We start from the raw sequence: 16,219 nt of genomic DNA, 5'->3' as shown, positions 1-16,219 counted from the left end.
GGGGTCAGAGCAGGCCGAGGTCGGCAAGCTCGCGCCTGAGTTTCGGCGGCATCTCAATCAGCCCGGCCTTGCCCTTGCCGAGATCAAGCGGCGCGTCGGCCGGCTTCAGATAGCGCCAGCCCTGAAAAGCCCGGCGCGGCTGCCAGTCGGTTCGTACAACCTCGGGGTCGAGAATCAGGTGGCAGCGGCCGATGCCTTCACCGTCGGTGAACGGCCGGATCTCGGTGATCAGCTGGCGGCACTGCACATTGCCCTTGATCACCCAGTAAAGCGAACCGCCATCGGTAACCTCGGCGCCGCGCGTCGGCATCATGCGGGTGGTGTGATATTGCTCGACCGGCTCCCCGGCGCGCCGCCGCTCGTCGAGGCGGAAGGCAATCCACTCTTCGAGATCCTCGACGCTGTCGCAGCCGACGCACAGTTTTAGGAGATTGAGAGCCATTCGCTAAGGTTAGTCCTGAGCGCCGAGACGTCAACGGCCTGACGGACTTCTCCACAGTGGCGGTTTAGGCCAGCCCTCAGCATTCCACGACATTGACGGCGAGCCCGCCAAGGCTGGTTTCCTTGTACTTCTCGTTCATGTCGAGGCCGGTCTGGCGCATGGTCTCGATCGCCGCGTCGAGCGGCACGAAATGGATGCCGTCGCCTTTGATGGCCAGCGACGCGGCCGTCACCGCCTTTACCGCGCCCAGCGCATTGCGCTCGATGCACGGCACTTGCACCAGCCCGCCGACCGGATCGCAGGTCATGCCGAGATGATGTTCAAGCGCGATCTCGGCGGCATTCTCGACCTGCTCGGGCGTGCCGCCCATGACGGCGCACAGGCCGGCCGCCGCCATCGCCGACGCCGACCCGACCTCACCCTGACAGCCGACCTCGGCGCCGGAGATCGAGGCATTTGTCTTGATGATGCCGCCGACGGCAGCGGCCGTCAGCAGGAAATCTCGGATGCTCGGCTGATCGGCCTCCGGATGGAAGTGCAACCAGTAGCGCAGCACAGCCGGCAGCGTGCCGGCCGCGCCATTGGTCGGCGCGGTGACGACGCGGCCGCCGGCGGCATTCTCCTCGTTCACCGCCATGGCGTAGATCGACAGCCAGTCATTGGCGAGCAAGGGATTGGGCTTGTTCTGCTGCCACTGCTCCTGCAGCTTGTCGTGCAGCATGCGCGCCCGCCGGCGCACCTTCAGCCCGCCCGGCATGATGCCATCCTGCGACAGGCCGCGGTCGATGCAGCCCTTCATGGCGCTCCAGATGCCGTCGAGGCCGGCGTCGAGCGCCTCGCGCGACATCTGCGTCTCCTCGTTGACGCGCTTCATGTCGGCGATGGAAAGGCCGCTTTTGCCGGCCATGGCCAGCATCTCGACCGCATTCTTGAAAGGATAAGGCACTTTCTTGCCTTCTGTCGTCACCGACCCCTTGGCCTTCATCCGCTGCAGTTCTTCTTCCGAAACCACGAAGCCGCCGCCGATCGAATAATAGATGCGCTTGAGCAGCAGGCGGCCGCCAGCGTCATAGGCGTAGAACGCCATGCCGTTGGCGTGACCGGTGAGCGGCGTCTTGCGGTCCAGCACCAGATCGATGGCCGGATCGAAGCGATAGGAGGGATGGCCGGGCGGCGAAATGCGCTTTTCGGCGGTGATGCGGCTGGCAATGCCATCGGCCTGATCGGGATCGACCGTCTGCGGCGTCAGGCCGGCAAGGCCGAGTATGACGGCGCGATCGCTGCCGTGCCCGATGCCGGTGTAGGCGAGTGACCCGTGCAGGCTGGCGCCAAGCCGGTCGACCTTCACACCCGCCGGACGCGGCCAGTCATTTCCCACGACCTCGTCGAGAAACCGCGCCGCGGCGGTCATCGGCCCCATCGTGTGCGAACTCGAGGGTCCTATGCCGATCTTGAACAGGTCGAAAACCGAAAGGAACACGCTGCGTTGTCTCCTGGAGTCAGGTCGAGGACTACATATAGGAATTCCCACGATGTTTCCGCTCTTTTGGAAATCGCGGCGCTGCACCCGCCGACCTTGTTTGCTCCGGCAGCGACATAGGTGCCGATCGCTGTATGCGGACATCGAAGCGATGGCGCTGAATGTGATAAATTCAGGCCATGGGCGATTCCCTCGATCTTTCGACCGCCGATCTCGCGGCGCTGGCCTTCTTCCTCGTCGCGTGGCTGCTGCACACGTTCGCCTCCGACGGCAAGCTGGTCAGTCGCGTGTCGCTGACCACGGCGATGAATGCACAGCGGCAAGCCTGGATGCGGACCATGGCCGAGCGCGAGATCCGCATCGTCGACACCGCCATCATGAGCGGCCTGCAGCAAGGCACCGCCTTCTTTGCCTCCAGCTCCCTGATCGCGATCGGCGGCTGCTTTGCCTTGCTCGGCGCGTCCGACCGGGTTCTTGAGGTGCTCAGCGACCTGCCCCTAGGCGGCGCGCCGTCGCGCGCGGCCTTCCAGATAAAGGTGTTCGGGCTGGTGCTGATCCTGGCGTTTTCGTTCTTCAAATTCGGCTGGGCGTACCGGCTGTTCAATTATTGCACGATCCTGATCGGCGCCGTGCCGATCCCGCATGGCGAAGCCTCACGCAATCCGGTCACCGAAACGGCGGTGTGGCGTGCGGCGCAAATGAACATGCTCGCCGGAAAGCACTTCAACTCCGGCCTGCGCGGCGTGTTCTTCTCGATCGGTTATCTCGGCTGGTTCGTCGACCCCATGGTGTTCGTGCTGTCAACGCTGTTGCTGCTGGCGGTGCTGGTGAGGCGCCAGTTCTTCTCGGCCGCCAGACAGGCGGTGATCGGTCAGCCGCCAGGGCTCGGAAAAGGCTGATCGATCCGCCCTGACAGCCAGTAGGCGGTCAGCCCGATCCATTCGCGGATGGCGATGGTGGTGGCCTGCAGCGAATCGGCTGGATTGTCGCGGAACAGGCCGATGCCTTCTTTGCCCGAGGTGCGATAGTCGACCGGCCAGGGAACAGTCGCAAAACCGGCCTTGTCGAACAGCGCCTTGGCGCGCGGCATATGGAAAGCCGAGGTCACCAGCAGCCAGGTCTCGCCGGGCTTCGGCGTTACCAACTCCTTGGTGAAGACCGCGTTCTCATAGGTGTTGCGGGATTTGTTTTCGAGGATCAGGCGATCGGCCGTCACGCCAAGCGCGGTGAGCAAGCGAGGGGCCGTGGCGGCGTCACCCTCGCCTCCGAGAAACAACTCGCCAGTGCCGCCGGAGACGATCACCTTGGCCGTGGGAAAGCGCCGGGCCAGAACCGCTGTCTCAACCATCCGATCGCCGCCACTGTTCAGCTCATAGCCGCCGCGCACCAGGTTGATGGCGCCCTCGAAACCGCCGCCGAGCACGACGATGCCGTCGACCTTCTGCGGCAACGGCGGCCTGGGAAAACGCTCTTCGAGTGGATTGAGCATCATCGCGCCAAGCGACGTCCAGGCCGATAGCGCGAGAATCAGGAAGGCGAACACACTGCCAGTGGCCGCCAACCGCCGGCGGCCGACCAGCGCCGCGACCAAGCCGGCCAACAGCAGGAAGATCGCCAGATTGAGTGGCTGGACGAAGAACCAGAAGATCTTGGAGAGATAGAAGAACATTGGCTGCCTATCGTCGGCTCGAATTCTCACGACCGATGAAGTGCTCGACGGCACTCGTCACAGCCTCGGCCTCGGGTCGGCTCAGCTCCCTGCCGAAAACAAGGACGCCGTTCGTGTTGGTCAACCTGATGACTTCCGACAGCCCCACTTCATCCGTTGGATAGGTATGGTCGAGGATTTCGGCCTCAAGGTGCCCTTTCAAAGGTAATGACGAACGATTTCGCAAAAAACCCCTGACGTCGCGCACGACTGCGACGTTGGTTAGCCGCAGGGTTTCCTTGCCAAATACCAGCCAGATGAAATCCTTGCCGAGGAAATAGGTGAAGAGGGCAATGATCGCCGTGAACGACAGCAGTCCGAGAGTGCCGCTGGCGACGATTGCGGACGACGTGTCGGTCAATCCCATGTAGCCGGTGTAGGCGACGATCCCGGCCCCAATCAGGACGAAGCCCGTCCTGAAATCCGAGGTGCGTGGTGGGTTGGTTATCAGCAGTTCGTCTCCCGTCTCGACGATGGAAATGCGAGACGGGGGTGGCATGCTACCACCACTTCTCCGGCTGGAACGTGCCTGCGACCTGCTCGATGACCGCAGCGGTCTGGAACAGGGTTTCCTCGTCGAACGGCCGGCCGATCAGTTGCAGCCCGAGCGGCAAACCCTTGGCATCGAGCCCGGCGGGCACGGCGATGCCCGGCAGGCCGGCCATGTTCACGGTGACGGTGAAGATGTCATTCAGGTACATCTTGACCGGATCGGCGGCCATGTCCTCGTCGGCGATGCCGAAGGCGGCGGACGGCGTTGCCGGGGTCAGGATGACATCAACGCCGGCGGCGAAGACAGTCTCGAAATCCCGCTTGATCAGATTGCGCACCTTCTGCGCCTGCAGATAGTAGGCGTCGTAGTAGCCGGCCGACAGCACATAGGTGCCGATCATGATGCGGCGCTTGACCTCGCGGCCGAAACCGGCGGCGCGGGTCTTCTCATACATGTCGACGATATCTTTGCCCGGCACGCGCAATCCGTAGCGGACGCCATCATAGCGGGCGAGGTTGGACGAAGCCTCGGCGGGCGCCACGATATAATAGGCCGGCAGCGCGTATTTCGTATGCGGCAAGGAAATGTCGACGATCTCGGCGCCGGCGTCCTTCAGCCAGGAAATGCCCTTCTGCCACAGCGCCTCGATCTCTTCGGGCATGCCGTCGACACGGTATTCCCTGGGAATGCCGACCTTCATTCCCTTGATCGGCTTGCCGATCACCGCCTCATAATCCGGCACGGGCCGGTCGACCGACGTCGTGTCCTTCGGATCGACGGACGCCATCGACTTCAACAGGATCGCGGCATCGCGCACGTCGCGGGCGATCGGTCCGGCCTGGTCGAGCGACGAGGCGAACGCGACGATGCCCCAGCGCGAGCAGCGGCCATAGGTCGGCTTGATGCCGACGGTGCCGGTGAAGGCGGCCGGCTGGCGGATCGAACCGCCAGTATCCGTCGCGGTCGCGCCGGCACACAGGAAGGCGGAGACCGCGGTTGCCGAACCGCCGGAAGAACCGCCCGGCACCAGTTGCGCATTGTCCAGGCTGCGGGCGGTCCTGGTGCCGCCGGCCGAGACGAAGCCGCCGTCACCCTGATGCGTTGTCGGCATCACCACCGTGTCGAGGCGCGAACGCCGCCACGGGTTGATCACCGGGCCATAGTAGGACGTCTCGTTGGATGAGCCCATGGCGAACTCGTCCATGTTGAGCTTGCCCAGCATGACGGCGCCGTCGGCCCATAGATTTGATGTAACGGTCGATTCGTAGCGCGGCTTGAACCCGTCGAGCACATGGCTGCAGGCCTGCGTATGGACGCCTTCGGTGCCGAACAGGTCCTTGATGCCGAGCGGGATGCCTTCCAGCGCACCGCCCTCGCCCTTGACCAGCCTTGCGTCGGACGCCTTGGCCATGTCGCGCGCCTTGTCGCCGGTCACCGCGACATAGGCATTGAGCGCGGGATTGGCGCGATCGATGGCCGAGAGATAGGCCTCGGTAATCTCGGTCGCGGTGATTTCCTTGCCGCGCAGCTTGGCGCGGGCCTGTGAAATCGTCAGCTGGGTCAGGTCGCTCATCAAAGGCTCTTTTCGTAAAACACCGACCACTCGGAATCGGGATAATCCAGCACCGGGCCGCAGCGCGAAAACCCGGCGCGTTCGTAGACGATCCACGCGGCGGGATGACGATCGCCCGTCTCCAGCACCAGGCGCTTCAGCCCCTCATTGCGTGCCAGCGTCTCGACCCGCTCGACGATCCTGGCGCCGATCTTCTGCCCGCGATGCGACGGCCGCGTGTACATGCGCTTGACCTCGCCGATGGCGCCGTCATGGCGTTTCAGCGCACCGCAGCCGATGGCCAGGCCATTATCGCGGGCGATGAAAACGGTCGTATCCTCACCGGCCATCTGCTCGACCGTCAGATGGTAGCAGAGCTCCGGCGGCGTCAGTTCGAGCAAGGTCTCGTTGAGTTCCTTGACCAGCCCGCGCACATCGTCCTGCAGCGGCGTTTCAATGGCGATCTCGATTGCCATCGGCCGGCTACTCCACGACCTTCGGCACGAGGAAGAAATTCTCTTCGGTCGCCGGCGCATTGGCGACGATGTCCGCCGCCTTGCCACCGTCGGTGACAACATCCTGGCGCTTCTTCATCTCCATCGGCGTCACCGAGGTCATCGGCTCGACGCCGGAAACGTCGACCTCGTTCAGCTGTTCGACGAAGCCCAGAATGGCGTTCAGCTCGCCGGTCATGCGTTTGGCATCTTCTTCGCTCACCGCGATGCGGGCGAGACGCGCGACGCGCTTCACTGTCTGAAGATCTACGGACATGTTTCTGCCTCGGGGAAAACCAGTTCGGGCTATAGCGGCGCCGCGCGCGCTGCGCAACATGCATCGTGCCGGGTGCTAGGCCTGGGCTGCGGTGCTCACGCGGTCCTTGGGACGACGCAAAGGGTTAGGCAATTCGAAAAAGCGCTGTTTTGCCGGACACATGCCGCATGCGTCCTCATCCTCGAGCGCGGCGAACGCCTGCAATTCGGCCTCGGAGCAACCTGGTTCAAGCGGCCGATAGGCGAGATAGGGATCCCATTTCTCGGACAGGCGGTATTTCGCCTTCTGCATCGGCAGATAGGCCAGCGGTGCGCATTTCCAGATTTGCCCGTCATGCAGTTGCTTGCAATGGCGAGCCGGGCAGATTTCCCAACTGGCGCGGGTGTCGCCGTCCTCGAATGGCAACATGGCATTGCCAAAGCCCTCGTAGCGTCGGGTCCAGTTCTTGTCCGAAGGGCGTATCTCGAGACGCAATTTGTGGTTCTTCTGCCATCCCTCCAGCAATTCGAAAACCGGCTTCAGCCTCTCCCGGTAATCCTCGGAATCATGATGGACCGACACGACCAATCGTGCATCGGGATCGGCGGCAAGGATCGCCGGCAGCGACGGGTGACGATGCAGGAAGAAGCCGTTGCTGACGATCTCTATACGGGCACGCGGCCAGTGCCGCCGCACCAACCCGACAAAGCCCGGCAGTTGCGGATGAATGCTGGGCTCTCCTCCAAGCAGGCTGAAGCGCGTCACCGACACGCGCTGGCTCCACAGTCCCATCCAGAGGTCAGCCTCTTCGAGCGAGACGGTGCCGGCATGGGCGTGATTGGAATAGTGCGAGCAGCTTTCGCAGGACAGGTTGCAGCCATGCGCGACATGCAGTTCCAGCTTTCGGAATACAGGCCGCTCGCCGCGAAGAAGCGAGCTTACGCGTTGCAGCATCGTCATGGCAGGGCAACGCCCTCGCACAGATAGTAGCTGCCGCTGTTGCCGCTTGCCTCGCTTTCGTCGTCGACCGGCCGGACCGATACGAGATCGACTTGCTTGGCGTTCATTTGCGTCACCGAGAGGACATAGCCCGGTTCCTGGCAGATGGCCGTCACCGCCCAGCTCGGCGAAGCCGCCGCCTTGCTGACCTGCAGGAACTCGCAATTGTATTCGACGCCTTGCAGCCCGTGCGCCGAAAGCACGATGTTGCCGGCGTCGATCAGCGTTTGCGGCGTGTCCTTTTTGGCCTGTTTGCAAAGCTCCTCGGACTGAAGGTAGACGCCCTCAATGAAATCATCCGCGGCGAGCGCGGGCGACGCCGCGACCAACATGGACACGCAAAGAGATCGTCCCAACACCATGGATTTATTCCGCTTTAGCTGCCTCTAAATTGTAATCGTCTCACCGATTTTCGGCAATGCCACTTTGATGCCGGATCCTTCCAGGCCGGCCTCGAACTTGTCGGCGGTCGGATCGATCATCGGAAAGGTGCCGAAGTGACAGGGAACCACTGTGTCGAACTTGAAGAAGCGGCGGCAGGCAAGTGCCGCCACCGCACCGCCCATGGTGAAGCGATCGCCGATCGGCACGATCCCGATCTTCGGCTCATGCAACTCGTTGATCAGCGCCATGTCGGAAAAGATGTCGGTGTCGCCCATATGGTAGAGCGTTTTGTCTTCCGGGAAATGCAGGACGAGGCCGCCCGGATTGCCGAGATAGGTGTTCTGGCCGCCCTCACCAGGGAACGAGGACGAGTGCAGCGCCTGGACGAAAGTGGTGGTGAAGCTGCCGCAATCGACGGTGCCGCCGATGTTGCCTGGGTTGATCCTCTTGTCGCTGACACCCTTGCCGACCAGATACATGCAGATCTCGAAATTGGCGACCAGCTGGGCGCCGCTTTTGCCGAGCACTTCCACGGCGCCGCTGATGTGGTCACTGTGGCCATGCGTCAACAGCACATGCGTGATGCCCTCAGCCGGTCCCTCCCAGCCGCCCGTCCAGGACGGATTGCCGATCAGATAGGGGTCAATGAGGATCTTGGCGTCAGCCGTTTCGATACGAAAGGCCGAGTGGCCGTACCAGGTCAGTTTCATAAATGCATTCCTCGATTTTTGGCGTGCCAAAGGATAGAACGCCGACGGCCCCGAGATCAAAGGGTTACTGTGTCCCTTGCGCGTTTGACAAAACACGTGGTGGTGAAAGGTGAGGACGGCCGTTGGGCATTATCACGATAGAGGAATTGCCGGCGCGGCTAACCGGCGGCAAGACGCTGGCCGGGCTTGACCTCGGCGACAAGACGATCGGCGTCGCGATCTCGGACCAGAGGTTTTCCTTCGCCCATCCGCGCCCGGTCATCATGCGAAGGAAATTCTCGCTCGATGCGGCGGTCCTGCTTGCCTTGCTACAGAAGGAGAATGCCGGCGCGGTGGTGATTGGGCTGCCGATCAATATGGACGGGTCGGAAGGGCCGCGTGCGCAGAAATCGCGCGCCTTCGTCCGCAACATGGCGCAGATGAGCGACCTGCCCTTCGTGCTCTGGGATGAAAGGCTATCGACGGTCGCGGCCGAAAGGACGCTGATCGAGATGGATTTCTCGCGCCGCAAGCGCGCCGGCAAGATCGATTCGGCGGCAGCCGCGTTTATTCTGCAGGGAGTTTTGGACCGGCTTCAGTCGCTCCACGCATCCGCTCGAACGGAACCGGACCCGCCCAGCGCTGTTTGACCCAGCCGGCGATTTCGCGGCGACGGCGGAACGCCCAAAGCGCCATCAGCAGAAACCCGTCGAAGACGCACGTCTTCGCCACCATGCCGGGAATGATCGCCGGATCGATGCCAAGCATCTGACCATAGAGCTGAAAAAAGAAATCGTGCATCTGTCGGCTGAGCATCGTGTAGCCGAAATTGATGTCATTGGCCGACAGGTAGAACCAGCCCCAGAAAATCGCCATCGGAGCCGCCCAGAATGCGAAGATGTAACGCATCAGCGGCCTCCCCTGGGATTGGAGCCCGTCTTAGAGACCGTTCGGCCCGATATGAGTGAAAGCAGCGAATTGTGGGCCGCGGCCTTTGCCATGCCGTGCGCGACGGCGCGGACTTCGCCCTCGCCTGAAGCCGCTGCCGCAACCACGGACCGCCGCTCGGCAAGCATTGCGACATAGGACGCCAGAAGTGCTGCCAACTGCACGGCGACAGCCATGAACAGCCCGTTGATGCCTTGCGCGGCGCCACCGATGACGATCAGCGACAATACGCCGGATGCGGAGATGAAGGCGATGCGGGCAACGCTGTCAGCGCCCGGGCTGGCAGCGTCGTTGATCAGGCCTTCGACAAAGGCCCAGGAGAACAGCACGGAGACCACAAGCAATGCGGTGGCAAGCGGCGCCACCACAACGAAATTGTCGAGGTCGACGAAGCGGGAGGCCTCGATTGTGGTACCCAACACGCCGAGCGCCGCCGCCACGCCGCGGTTTCCGTCGATGCAGATGAGCGCAAGCAGGGCGAAAACGATCGCCCAGTGCAACGCCAGAAAAGAGGTCAGTACCTGTCGCATCGGTGTTCCTGTTTCGCAAAGCAAGGGACGGCCAGTTTGAACCATTCCCTGCTTGCACCGGGACAGTGGGCCCTGCCGCTCGCCATCGCAACGGAAACCATTTGTTAAGGTTAACGGCGATTAGCTATACGCGTGAGGATATCCACCAACGCCTCAAAACTGTGGATGGCGCCGGTTTTTGCGATGCTCGCGGCTCAATTCACCGGCGGATAGAGCGTGTCGATGATCATGCGCGCATCGTGGCGCGAATCGAGCATGCCATAGGTATTGCGCCATTGGCCTGCCAGGCGCGTCTCGACGAAAGCGTCGGCGATTCGCCCTGCCCCCAGCCGGCGCAACTCCGCCGCTGCCGCCGACAACGCCAGCTGTTCGGTGAGCAGCCGGGCCGAGCCCTCGTCGGTTGAAGCGACTTGCATCGCCGCCTTCAGCACCCCGATCGTGCCGCGCCCGCCGGCGCCGAGATCGCGGTCGATGCCGGCCAGCACATCCTCGAACAGGCCGGGCGCACGGCCAAGCACGCGCAGCACGTCGAGCGCCATAACATTGCCCGAGCCTTCCCAGATCGCGTTGACCGGGGCTTCGCGATAATAGCGGGCGAGTGGCGCCTCCTCGACATAGCCATTGCCACCGAGACACTCCATCGCCTCATAGAGCAACGGCGGCGCGATCTTGCAGACCCAGTATTTGACGACTGGCGTCATGGCGCGGGCAAACGCCGCTTCGCCGCGATCGCTCGCCGCCTCGTCGAAGGACCGCGCCAGCCGGAACGACAGTGCGGTGGCTGCGGCGACATCAAGCGCCATGTCGGCCAGCACGCGCTGCATCAGCGGCTGCTCGATCAAGGTTGAGCCGAACACCTGGCGGTGGCGGGCATGATGAACAGCCTCGGCGAGGCCGGCGCGCATGATCGCCGACGATGCGATGGCACAATCGAGCCGGGTGAGCGTCACCATGTCCATGATCGTCTTCACGCCGGCACCCGGTTCGCCGACCATCTCGCCGATGGCGTTGACGAATTCCACTTCGGAGGACGCGTTGGAGCGGTTGCCGAGCTTGTCTTTCAGCCGCTGGAAGCGGAAGCCATTGCCCGAGCCGTCGCCGAGAACGCGCGGCACGAGGAAGCATGACAGCCCCTCCGGCGCCTGCGCCAGCACCAGGAACGCATCCGACATCGGCGCCGACATAAACCATTTGTGCCCGGTCAGGCGATAAAACCCGCTGCCGGCGCGTTCCGCCCTTGTCACATTGGCGCGCACATCGGTGCCGCCCTGTTTCTCGGTCATGCCCATGCCGAGCGTCAGCCCGGTCTTCTCGACCGGCGGCTTCTGGCTCTGGTCATATTTGCGCGTCGTCACGCGCGGCGCCCATTCGCGAAACAATTTTGGGCTGGCCATCAGCGCCGCTAGCGAAGCGTTGGTCATGGTGATGGGGCACAGATGCCCGGTCTCGAGCTCTGCGGTGAGGTAAAACCGGGCGGAACGGACCTGATGGCGGCGGCCGATCTCGGCGTCGCCGTTTTCCCACACAGAGGAATGCAGTCCGTTGGCCACCGAGCGGCGCATCAAGGCGTGATAGGCGGGATGGAACTCGACCACGTCGATGCGCCGGCCCTGACGATCGTGCGTCCTGAGCTTCGGCGTCTCGACATTGGCGAGGCGCGCCAGTTCCTGCGCCTCCTGCGTCAGCACGAAACGGCCGAGCCCGTCGAGATCCTTGCGCACCGGATCGGAAAAACGCTCCGCGAGTTGGATCAGCAAAGGATCGCCCCGCCAGGCGTTGCCGCCCGTCAGCGGCGGCGGCTGGTTGGTCACGTCGTCGGTCACGCCCAATCCTTCTATCGTCAGAAAGCCACGAATCCGAGGCTGTCGGCTAGATATAGCCAAGCCATGCAGCGCGCGCGATGAAAATACCGGCCGATACAATCGGCCATCTACACGAAAAAATTGAGGAGAACGGCTCCAATCCAAAGCTGGCGCTTGCAGCCGCAAAATCTCCACCCTATAGCAGCGCCTTGAGATGACCGACGCTTCGTCCCTGCCACTCTACCCTCACCGCCATCTTCTGGGCATCCGCGACCTTTCCCCCGCCGACATCGAGCTATTGCTCGACAGGGCGGACCGCGCAGTCGCGATCTCGCGGCAGTCCGAGAAAAAAACCTCGACGCTGCGCGGCCGCACCCAGATCAACCTCTTCTATGAAGCCTCGACGCGCACGCAGTCGTCGTTCGAGCTTGCCGGAAAGCGGCTCGGCGCCGACGTCATGAACATGTCGGTGGCGAGTTCTTCGGTGAAGAAGGGCGAAACGCTCATCGATACGGCGATGACGCTGAACGCCATGCGGCCCGACATATTGATCATCCGCCACCAATCGGCGGGCGCGGCGGCGCTGCTGGCGCAGAAGGTCGGCTGCTCCGTCGTCAATGCCGGCGACGGTGCGCATGAGCATCCGACACAGGCGCTGCTCGATGCGCTGACCATCCGCCGCGCCAAGGGGCCGCTGTCGAAGCTGATCGTGGCGATCTGCGGCGACATCCTGCATTCGCGCGTGGCGCGCTCGAACATCATGCTGCTCAACGCGCTCGGCGCGCAGGTGCGTGTCGTCGCGCCGTCGACGCTGTTGCCCACCGGCATCGAGAAGATGGGTGTCATCGTCACTCGTTCGATGGCCGAAGGCCTCAAGGGCGCCGACGTGGTGATGATGCTGCGCCTGCAGCGCGAGCGCATGGAAGGCGCCTTCGTGCCTTCGGTGCGCGAATATTTCCGCTATTTCGGCCTCGATGCAGAGAAACTGAAGGCGGCCAAGGACGACGCGCTGGTGATGCATCCCGGGCCGATGAACCGCGGCGTTGAGATCGCCTCGGAAATCGCCGATGGTCCGCAAAGCGTCATCCAGGAACAGGTCGAGATGGGCGTTGCCGTGCGCATGGCCGTCATGGAAGCCCTGCTTGACCCGCGCCGCAACCATGAGGGCCGCGGCGCATGAGCATAACGGTTTTTGAGCGCGCCCGCATTGTCGATCCCTCGCGCAGCATGGACGAAGTCGGCGCCGTCATCGTCGATGGCCGCAAGATCGTCGCCGCCGGCAAGGCAGCGCTGAACCAAGGCGCCCCCGAGGGCGCGGCCGTTATCGACTGCGCCGGCAAGGCGATCATTCCCGGCCTGATCGATGGCCGCGTCTTCATCGGCGAGCCGGGCGGCGAGCATCGCGAAACCATTGCGTCGGCAAGTGTCGCGGCAGCGGCCGGCGGCGTCACCTCCATCGTCATGATGCCCGATACCGACCCGGTGATCGACAATGTCGCGTTGGTCGAGTTCGTGCTGCGCACCGCCAAGGACACGGCAAGCGTCAACGTCTTTCCGGCAGCGGCAATCACCAAGGGCCTCGACGGGCGCGAAATGACCGAGTTCGGCCTGCTGCGCGAAGCCGGCGCGGTCGCCTTCACCGATGGCCGCCACACCATATCGAGCGCGCTGGTGATGCGCCGCGCACTGACCTATGCACGCGACTTCGGCGCCACCATCGTGCATGAAACGCAGGATGCCGACCTGGGGTCATCCGGCGTAATGAATGAGGGCCTCTACGCAAGCTGGCTCGGCCTTTCCGGCATTCCGCGCGAAGCCGAATCCATTCCGCTGGAGCGCGATCTTGCGCTGGCGCGCCTGACGCGCGGTTCGTACCATGCGGCAAAGATCTCGACGGCGATGGCGGCAAACGCCGTGACGCGCGCGAAAGCCGATGGTGCAGCCGTCACATCGGGCGTCGCGATCCACAATCTGTCGCTGAATGAAAACGATGTCGGCGAGTACCGCACCTTCTTTCGCCTGACGCCGCCCCTGCGCGCCGAGGAAGATCGGCTGGCGATGATCGAGGCGGTCAGGGACGGCACGATCGACATCATCGTCTCCTCGCACGACCCGCAGGACGTCGACACCAAGCGCCTGCCTTTCGCCGACGCGGCGGCCGGCGCCATAGGGTTGGAGACGCTGCTGGGCGCGGCACTGCGGCTCTACCACAATGGCGACGTGCCGTTGCTCCGGCTGATCGAGACCCTGTCCACGGCTCCGGCAAGACTGTTCGGACTGCCCGGCGGCACGCTGAAGCCCGGCGCTGTTGCCGATCTTGCCCTTGTCGATCTCGACGAACCCTGGATCGTCAGCGAAGGCGGCATTCGTTCGCGCTCGAAAAACACCTGTTTCGAAGGCGCGCGGCTGCAGGGTAAGGTCTTGCAAACGCTGGTTGCGGGCCGCACAGTGTTTTCCGCCTGAGCCGGCAAACGCGCACCGCGCCTGATCCGGTCAAACTGGGGAAATGCCGGGGAAACAATGACTTACAGCCTCATCCCAGCGCTTGTGTTTGGCTATTTGCTTGGCTCGATTCCTTTCGGACTTCTGCTGACGCGCGCGGCCGGCCTTGGTGATGTGCGCAAGATCGGCTCCGGCAATATCGGTGCCACCAATGTCTTGCGCACCGGCAACAAGGGCCTTGCCGCTGCGACGCTGCTGCTCGACGCGCTGAAAGGCACGGCTGCCGTGCTGATATCAGGCCATTTTGCGCCTGACCTGGCGATCTGGGCCGGTCTCGGCGCCTTTCTCGGCCATCTCTTCCCGGTATGGCTCGGGTTCAAGGGCGGCAAGGGCGTTGCCACCTATCTCGGCGTGCTGATCGGCCTTGCCTGGCAGGTGGCGCTGATCTTCGCCGTCGTTTGGCTGGTGATGGCTTTCCTGTTCCGCTACTCCTCGCTGGCGGCGCTGACGGCGGCGGTCATCGTGCCGATCGCGCTCTATGTCCTGAGCACGCCTCAGATTGCCGCCCTGTTCGTGGTGATGAGCATCATCGTTTTCATCAAGCACCGGGAAAACATTTCACGCCTGCTTGCCGGCACCGAGGGCAAGATTGGAGCCAAGGGGTGAGCGATCGCGCCACCGCGGTGAGCGAGCCGGCCGCCGGGCCGCGCCTCAGCGACCGGCAGCGGCTGAGTTGGCTGCGGCTGATCCGCACCCAGAATGTCGGCCCCGCCTCCTTTCGCGACCTGATCAACCGCTTCGGTTCGGCCGAAGTCGCACTGGAAATGCTGCCGGAATTGATGATTTCGGGCGGCGCCAACCGCATTGCCCGCATCCCAGCGATCGCGGAAGCCGAGGCCGAATTGGAAACGGCCCGAAAGGCTGGCGCGCGCTTTGTCGGCATTGGTGAGCCTGACTATCCGCCGCTCTTGCGCAACATGGACCATCCGCCGCCGCTGTTGGCGGTCAAAGGCAATTCCGCCGTCTTCCGGCTGCCGGGGATCGCCATTGTCGGTGCCCGCAACGCATCGCTGGCCGGTATCAAGATGGCGCGCATGCTGGCGGCGGATCTCGGCCGCGACGGCTATGCAATCGTCTCCGGCCTGGCCCGCGGCATCGACACGGCGGCGCATCAGGGCAGTCTGGCGACTGGCACCATCGGCGTTCTGGCCGGAGGCCTCGACCTGCCCTACCCGCCTGAAAATGCCGGCCTGTGTGAGGACATTGCCGAGCGCGGCGCCGTCATCTCGGAAATGCCCTTCGGCTGGCAGCCGCGCGCCCAGGATTTCCCGCGCCGCAACCGCCTTGTCGCGGGTGCGGCCCTTGGGCTGGTGGTGGTCGAGGCAGCGCAACGTTCGGGATCCCTGATCAGCGCCAGACTTGCCGGCGAAATGGGCCGGCTGGTCTTCGCCGTACCAGGCTCACCGCTCGATCCACGCGCCGCGGGTACCAACGGCTTGCTCAAGGATGGTGCCACCTTGGTGACCGAGGCATCGGACATTTCGCGGGCAATCGCCCCGCTGACCGGCATGCGGGCGCCCGAAGTGCCGCCGTTCGAAGAGCCGCCCGACTTCTCGGCCACGCCACCGCCCGGCGAAAGCGACCGCGCCCGCGTCATCGAGGCGCTCGGCCCGACACCGGTGGCGGTCGACGAGATCATCCGCCACACGCGCCTGCACCCGGCCCAGGTCTTCATGGTGCTGCTGGAACTCGACCTCGCCGGCCGGCTCGAGCGCCACGCCGGCGGCAATGTCTCGCTGGTGTTTGCGAATGAGTGAGCAATGGTGAGTGCGATGGGATTCGAACCTCGCGACCGCCGGTCGGTGTTTTTCACGGTGGTTCCTGTCTACGAAGGGATCCAGGCGAAGAGCAACCGCGACTGGAAACCGACATTCAAGCGCAGCGATGATCCGCTAGCTCGAACGGAACATTAGCCGTTTCGAATAGTTAAGTTCATGCTC

General features: G+C 63.6%; 19 protein-coding genes. 6 read left to right on the top strand and 13 right to left on the bottom strand.

The window, feature by feature from the left end; translation table 11 throughout:
* Positions 1-4 precede the first annotated feature (4 nt).
* Positions 5-442, bottom strand: a complete 438-nt coding sequence (locus EJ076_RS20095) for a DUF1489 family protein (protein ID WP_109669079.1) — start codon at positions 440-442, stop codon at positions 5-7.
* Between the two features lie 76 nt (positions 443-518).
* Entirely contained in the window at positions 519-1,922 is a 1,404-nt protein-coding gene (locus tag EJ076_RS20090) for an L-serine ammonia-lyase (RefSeq protein WP_126069043.1), read from the bottom strand.
* A 179-nt stretch (positions 1,923-2,101) separates the two neighbouring features.
* On the opposite strand from EJ076_RS20090, the gene EJ076_RS20085 reads away from it, so the two are divergent.
* On the top strand, positions 2,102-2,821 hold the full coding sequence (locus EJ076_RS20085; RefSeq protein WP_109669083.1) for a DUF599 domain-containing protein: 720 nt from the start codon (positions 2,102-2,104) through the stop codon (positions 2,819-2,821).
* Here the strand turns inward: EJ076_RS20085 and EJ076_RS20080 are convergent.
* From EJ076_RS20080 to EJ076_RS20045, 8 genes are all read right to left on the bottom strand, one after another.
* The gene (locus EJ076_RS20080) at positions 2,794-3,591 is read right to left on the bottom strand and encodes a YdcF family protein (RefSeq protein WP_126069042.1); all 798 of its coding nucleotides are present in this window, start codon (positions 3,589-3,591) and stop codon (positions 2,794-2,796) included. The two genes, EJ076_RS20085 and EJ076_RS20080, sit on opposite strands and share 28 nt — an antisense overlap.
* Positions 3,592-3,598: 7 nt before the next feature.
* The gene (locus EJ076_RS20075; RefSeq protein WP_126069041.1) at positions 3,599-4,129 is read right to left on the bottom strand and encodes a hypothetical protein; all 531 of its coding nucleotides are present in this window, start codon (positions 4,127-4,129) and stop codon (positions 3,599-3,601) included.
* A gap of 1 nt (position 4,130) precedes the next feature.
* Positions 4,131-5,696: an amidase family protein gene (locus EJ076_RS20070; protein ID WP_126069040.1), complete on the bottom strand. Its 1,566-nt coding sequence runs from the start codon at positions 5,694-5,696 to the stop codon at positions 4,131-4,133.
* Positions 5,696-6,151: a GNAT family N-acetyltransferase gene (locus tag EJ076_RS20065; protein ID WP_126069039.1), complete on the bottom strand. Its 456-nt coding sequence runs from the start codon at positions 6,149-6,151 to the stop codon at positions 5,696-5,698. The genes EJ076_RS20070 and EJ076_RS20065 overlap by 1 nt, the downstream gene beginning before the upstream one ends.
* A gap of 7 nt (positions 6,152-6,158) precedes the next feature.
* Entirely contained in the window at positions 6,159-6,446 is a 288-nt protein-coding gene (gene gatC / locus EJ076_RS20060) for an Asp-tRNA(Asn)/Glu-tRNA(Gln) amidotransferase subunit GatC (protein WP_109669093.1), read from the bottom strand.
* Between the two features lie 75 nt (positions 6,447-6,521).
* Positions 6,522-7,385 carry a radical SAM protein gene (locus EJ076_RS20055; protein WP_245462841.1) on the bottom strand — a complete coding sequence of 288 codons (864 nt, stop codon included), beginning with the start codon at positions 7,383-7,385 and terminating at the stop codon, positions 6,522-6,524.
* Positions 7,382-7,786 carry a hypothetical protein gene (locus EJ076_RS20050; RefSeq protein WP_126069038.1) on the bottom strand — a complete coding sequence of 135 codons (405 nt, stop codon included), beginning with the start codon at positions 7,784-7,786 and terminating at the stop codon, positions 7,382-7,384. Before EJ076_RS20050 ends, EJ076_RS20055 begins: the two co-directional genes overlap by 4 nt.
* A 24-nt stretch (positions 7,787-7,810) precedes the next feature.
* Complete coding sequence (locus tag EJ076_RS20045) at positions 7,811-8,518, bottom strand: metal-dependent hydrolase (RefSeq protein ID WP_126069037.1); 708 nt, start codon at positions 8,516-8,518, stop codon at positions 7,811-7,813.
* A gap of 122 nt (positions 8,519-8,640) precedes the next feature.
* Between EJ076_RS20045 and ruvX the strand changes: the two genes are divergently transcribed.
* Positions 8,641-9,147 (top strand): Holliday junction resolvase RuvX, encoded by a 507-nt coding sequence (gene ruvX / locus EJ076_RS20040; protein ID WP_126069036.1) that lies wholly within the window; start codon positions 8,641-8,643, stop codon positions 9,145-9,147.
* On the opposite strand, the gene EJ076_RS20035 is transcribed toward ruvX, so the two are convergent.
* The 3 genes from EJ076_RS20035 to EJ076_RS20025 all read right to left on the bottom strand — a co-directional run bounded on the left by EJ076_RS20035 (position 9,065) and on the right by EJ076_RS20025 (position 11,798).
* A complete protein-coding gene (locus EJ076_RS20035; protein ID WP_126069035.1) occupies positions 9,065-9,406 on the bottom strand; it encodes a DUF6105 family protein in 342 nt (113 codons plus the stop codon). The genes ruvX and EJ076_RS20035 overlap by 83 nt on opposite strands.
* Positions 9,406-9,975 carry a hypothetical protein gene (locus EJ076_RS20030; protein WP_126069034.1) on the bottom strand — a complete coding sequence of 190 codons (570 nt, stop codon included), beginning with the start codon at positions 9,973-9,975 and terminating at the stop codon, positions 9,406-9,408. Before EJ076_RS20030 ends, EJ076_RS20035 begins: the two co-directional genes overlap by 1 nt.
* 194 nt (positions 9,976-10,169) lie before the next feature.
* Positions 10,170-11,798, bottom strand: a complete 1,629-nt coding sequence (locus EJ076_RS20025) for a DNA alkylation response protein (protein ID WP_126069033.1) — start codon at positions 11,796-11,798, stop codon at positions 10,170-10,172.
* Positions 11,799-11,991: 193 nt separating this feature from the next.
* Between EJ076_RS20025 and EJ076_RS20020 the strand changes: the two genes are divergently transcribed.
* The 4 genes from EJ076_RS20020 to dprA are packed head-to-tail and all read left to right on the top strand — an operon-like array spanning position 11,992 to position 16,036.
* Positions 11,992-12,957, top strand: coding sequence for an aspartate carbamoyltransferase catalytic subunit (locus EJ076_RS20020; RefSeq protein ID WP_056587495.1), 966 nt, complete (start codon positions 11,992-11,994; stop codon positions 12,955-12,957).
* Positions 12,954-14,240 carry a dihydroorotase gene (locus EJ076_RS20015; RefSeq protein WP_126069032.1) on the top strand — a complete coding sequence of 429 codons (1,287 nt, stop codon included), beginning with the start codon at positions 12,954-12,956 and terminating at the stop codon, positions 14,238-14,240. The genes EJ076_RS20020 and EJ076_RS20015 overlap by 4 nt, the downstream gene beginning before the upstream one ends.
* Positions 14,241-14,297: 57 nt before the next feature.
* A complete protein-coding gene (plsY, locus tag EJ076_RS20010) occupies positions 14,298-14,885 on the top strand; it encodes a glycerol-3-phosphate 1-O-acyltransferase PlsY (RefSeq protein ID WP_126069031.1) in 588 nt (195 codons plus the stop codon).
* Between the two features lie 17 nt (positions 14,886-14,902).
* Complete coding sequence (dprA, locus tag EJ076_RS20005; RefSeq protein WP_126071096.1) at positions 14,903-16,036, top strand: DNA-processing protein DprA; 1,134 nt, start codon at positions 14,903-14,905, stop codon at positions 16,034-16,036.
* The last annotated feature ends 183 nt before the right edge of the window (positions 16,037-16,219 follow it).

Origin of the sequence: Mesorhizobium sp. M7D.F.Ca.US.005.01.1.1 (genome assembly GCF_003952545.1) — a bacterium.
Lineage (GTDB): Bacteria > Pseudomonadota > Alphaproteobacteria > Rhizobiales > Rhizobiaceae > Mesorhizobium > Mesorhizobium loti.
This window is presented reverse-complemented; position numbering and strand designations above follow the sequence as displayed.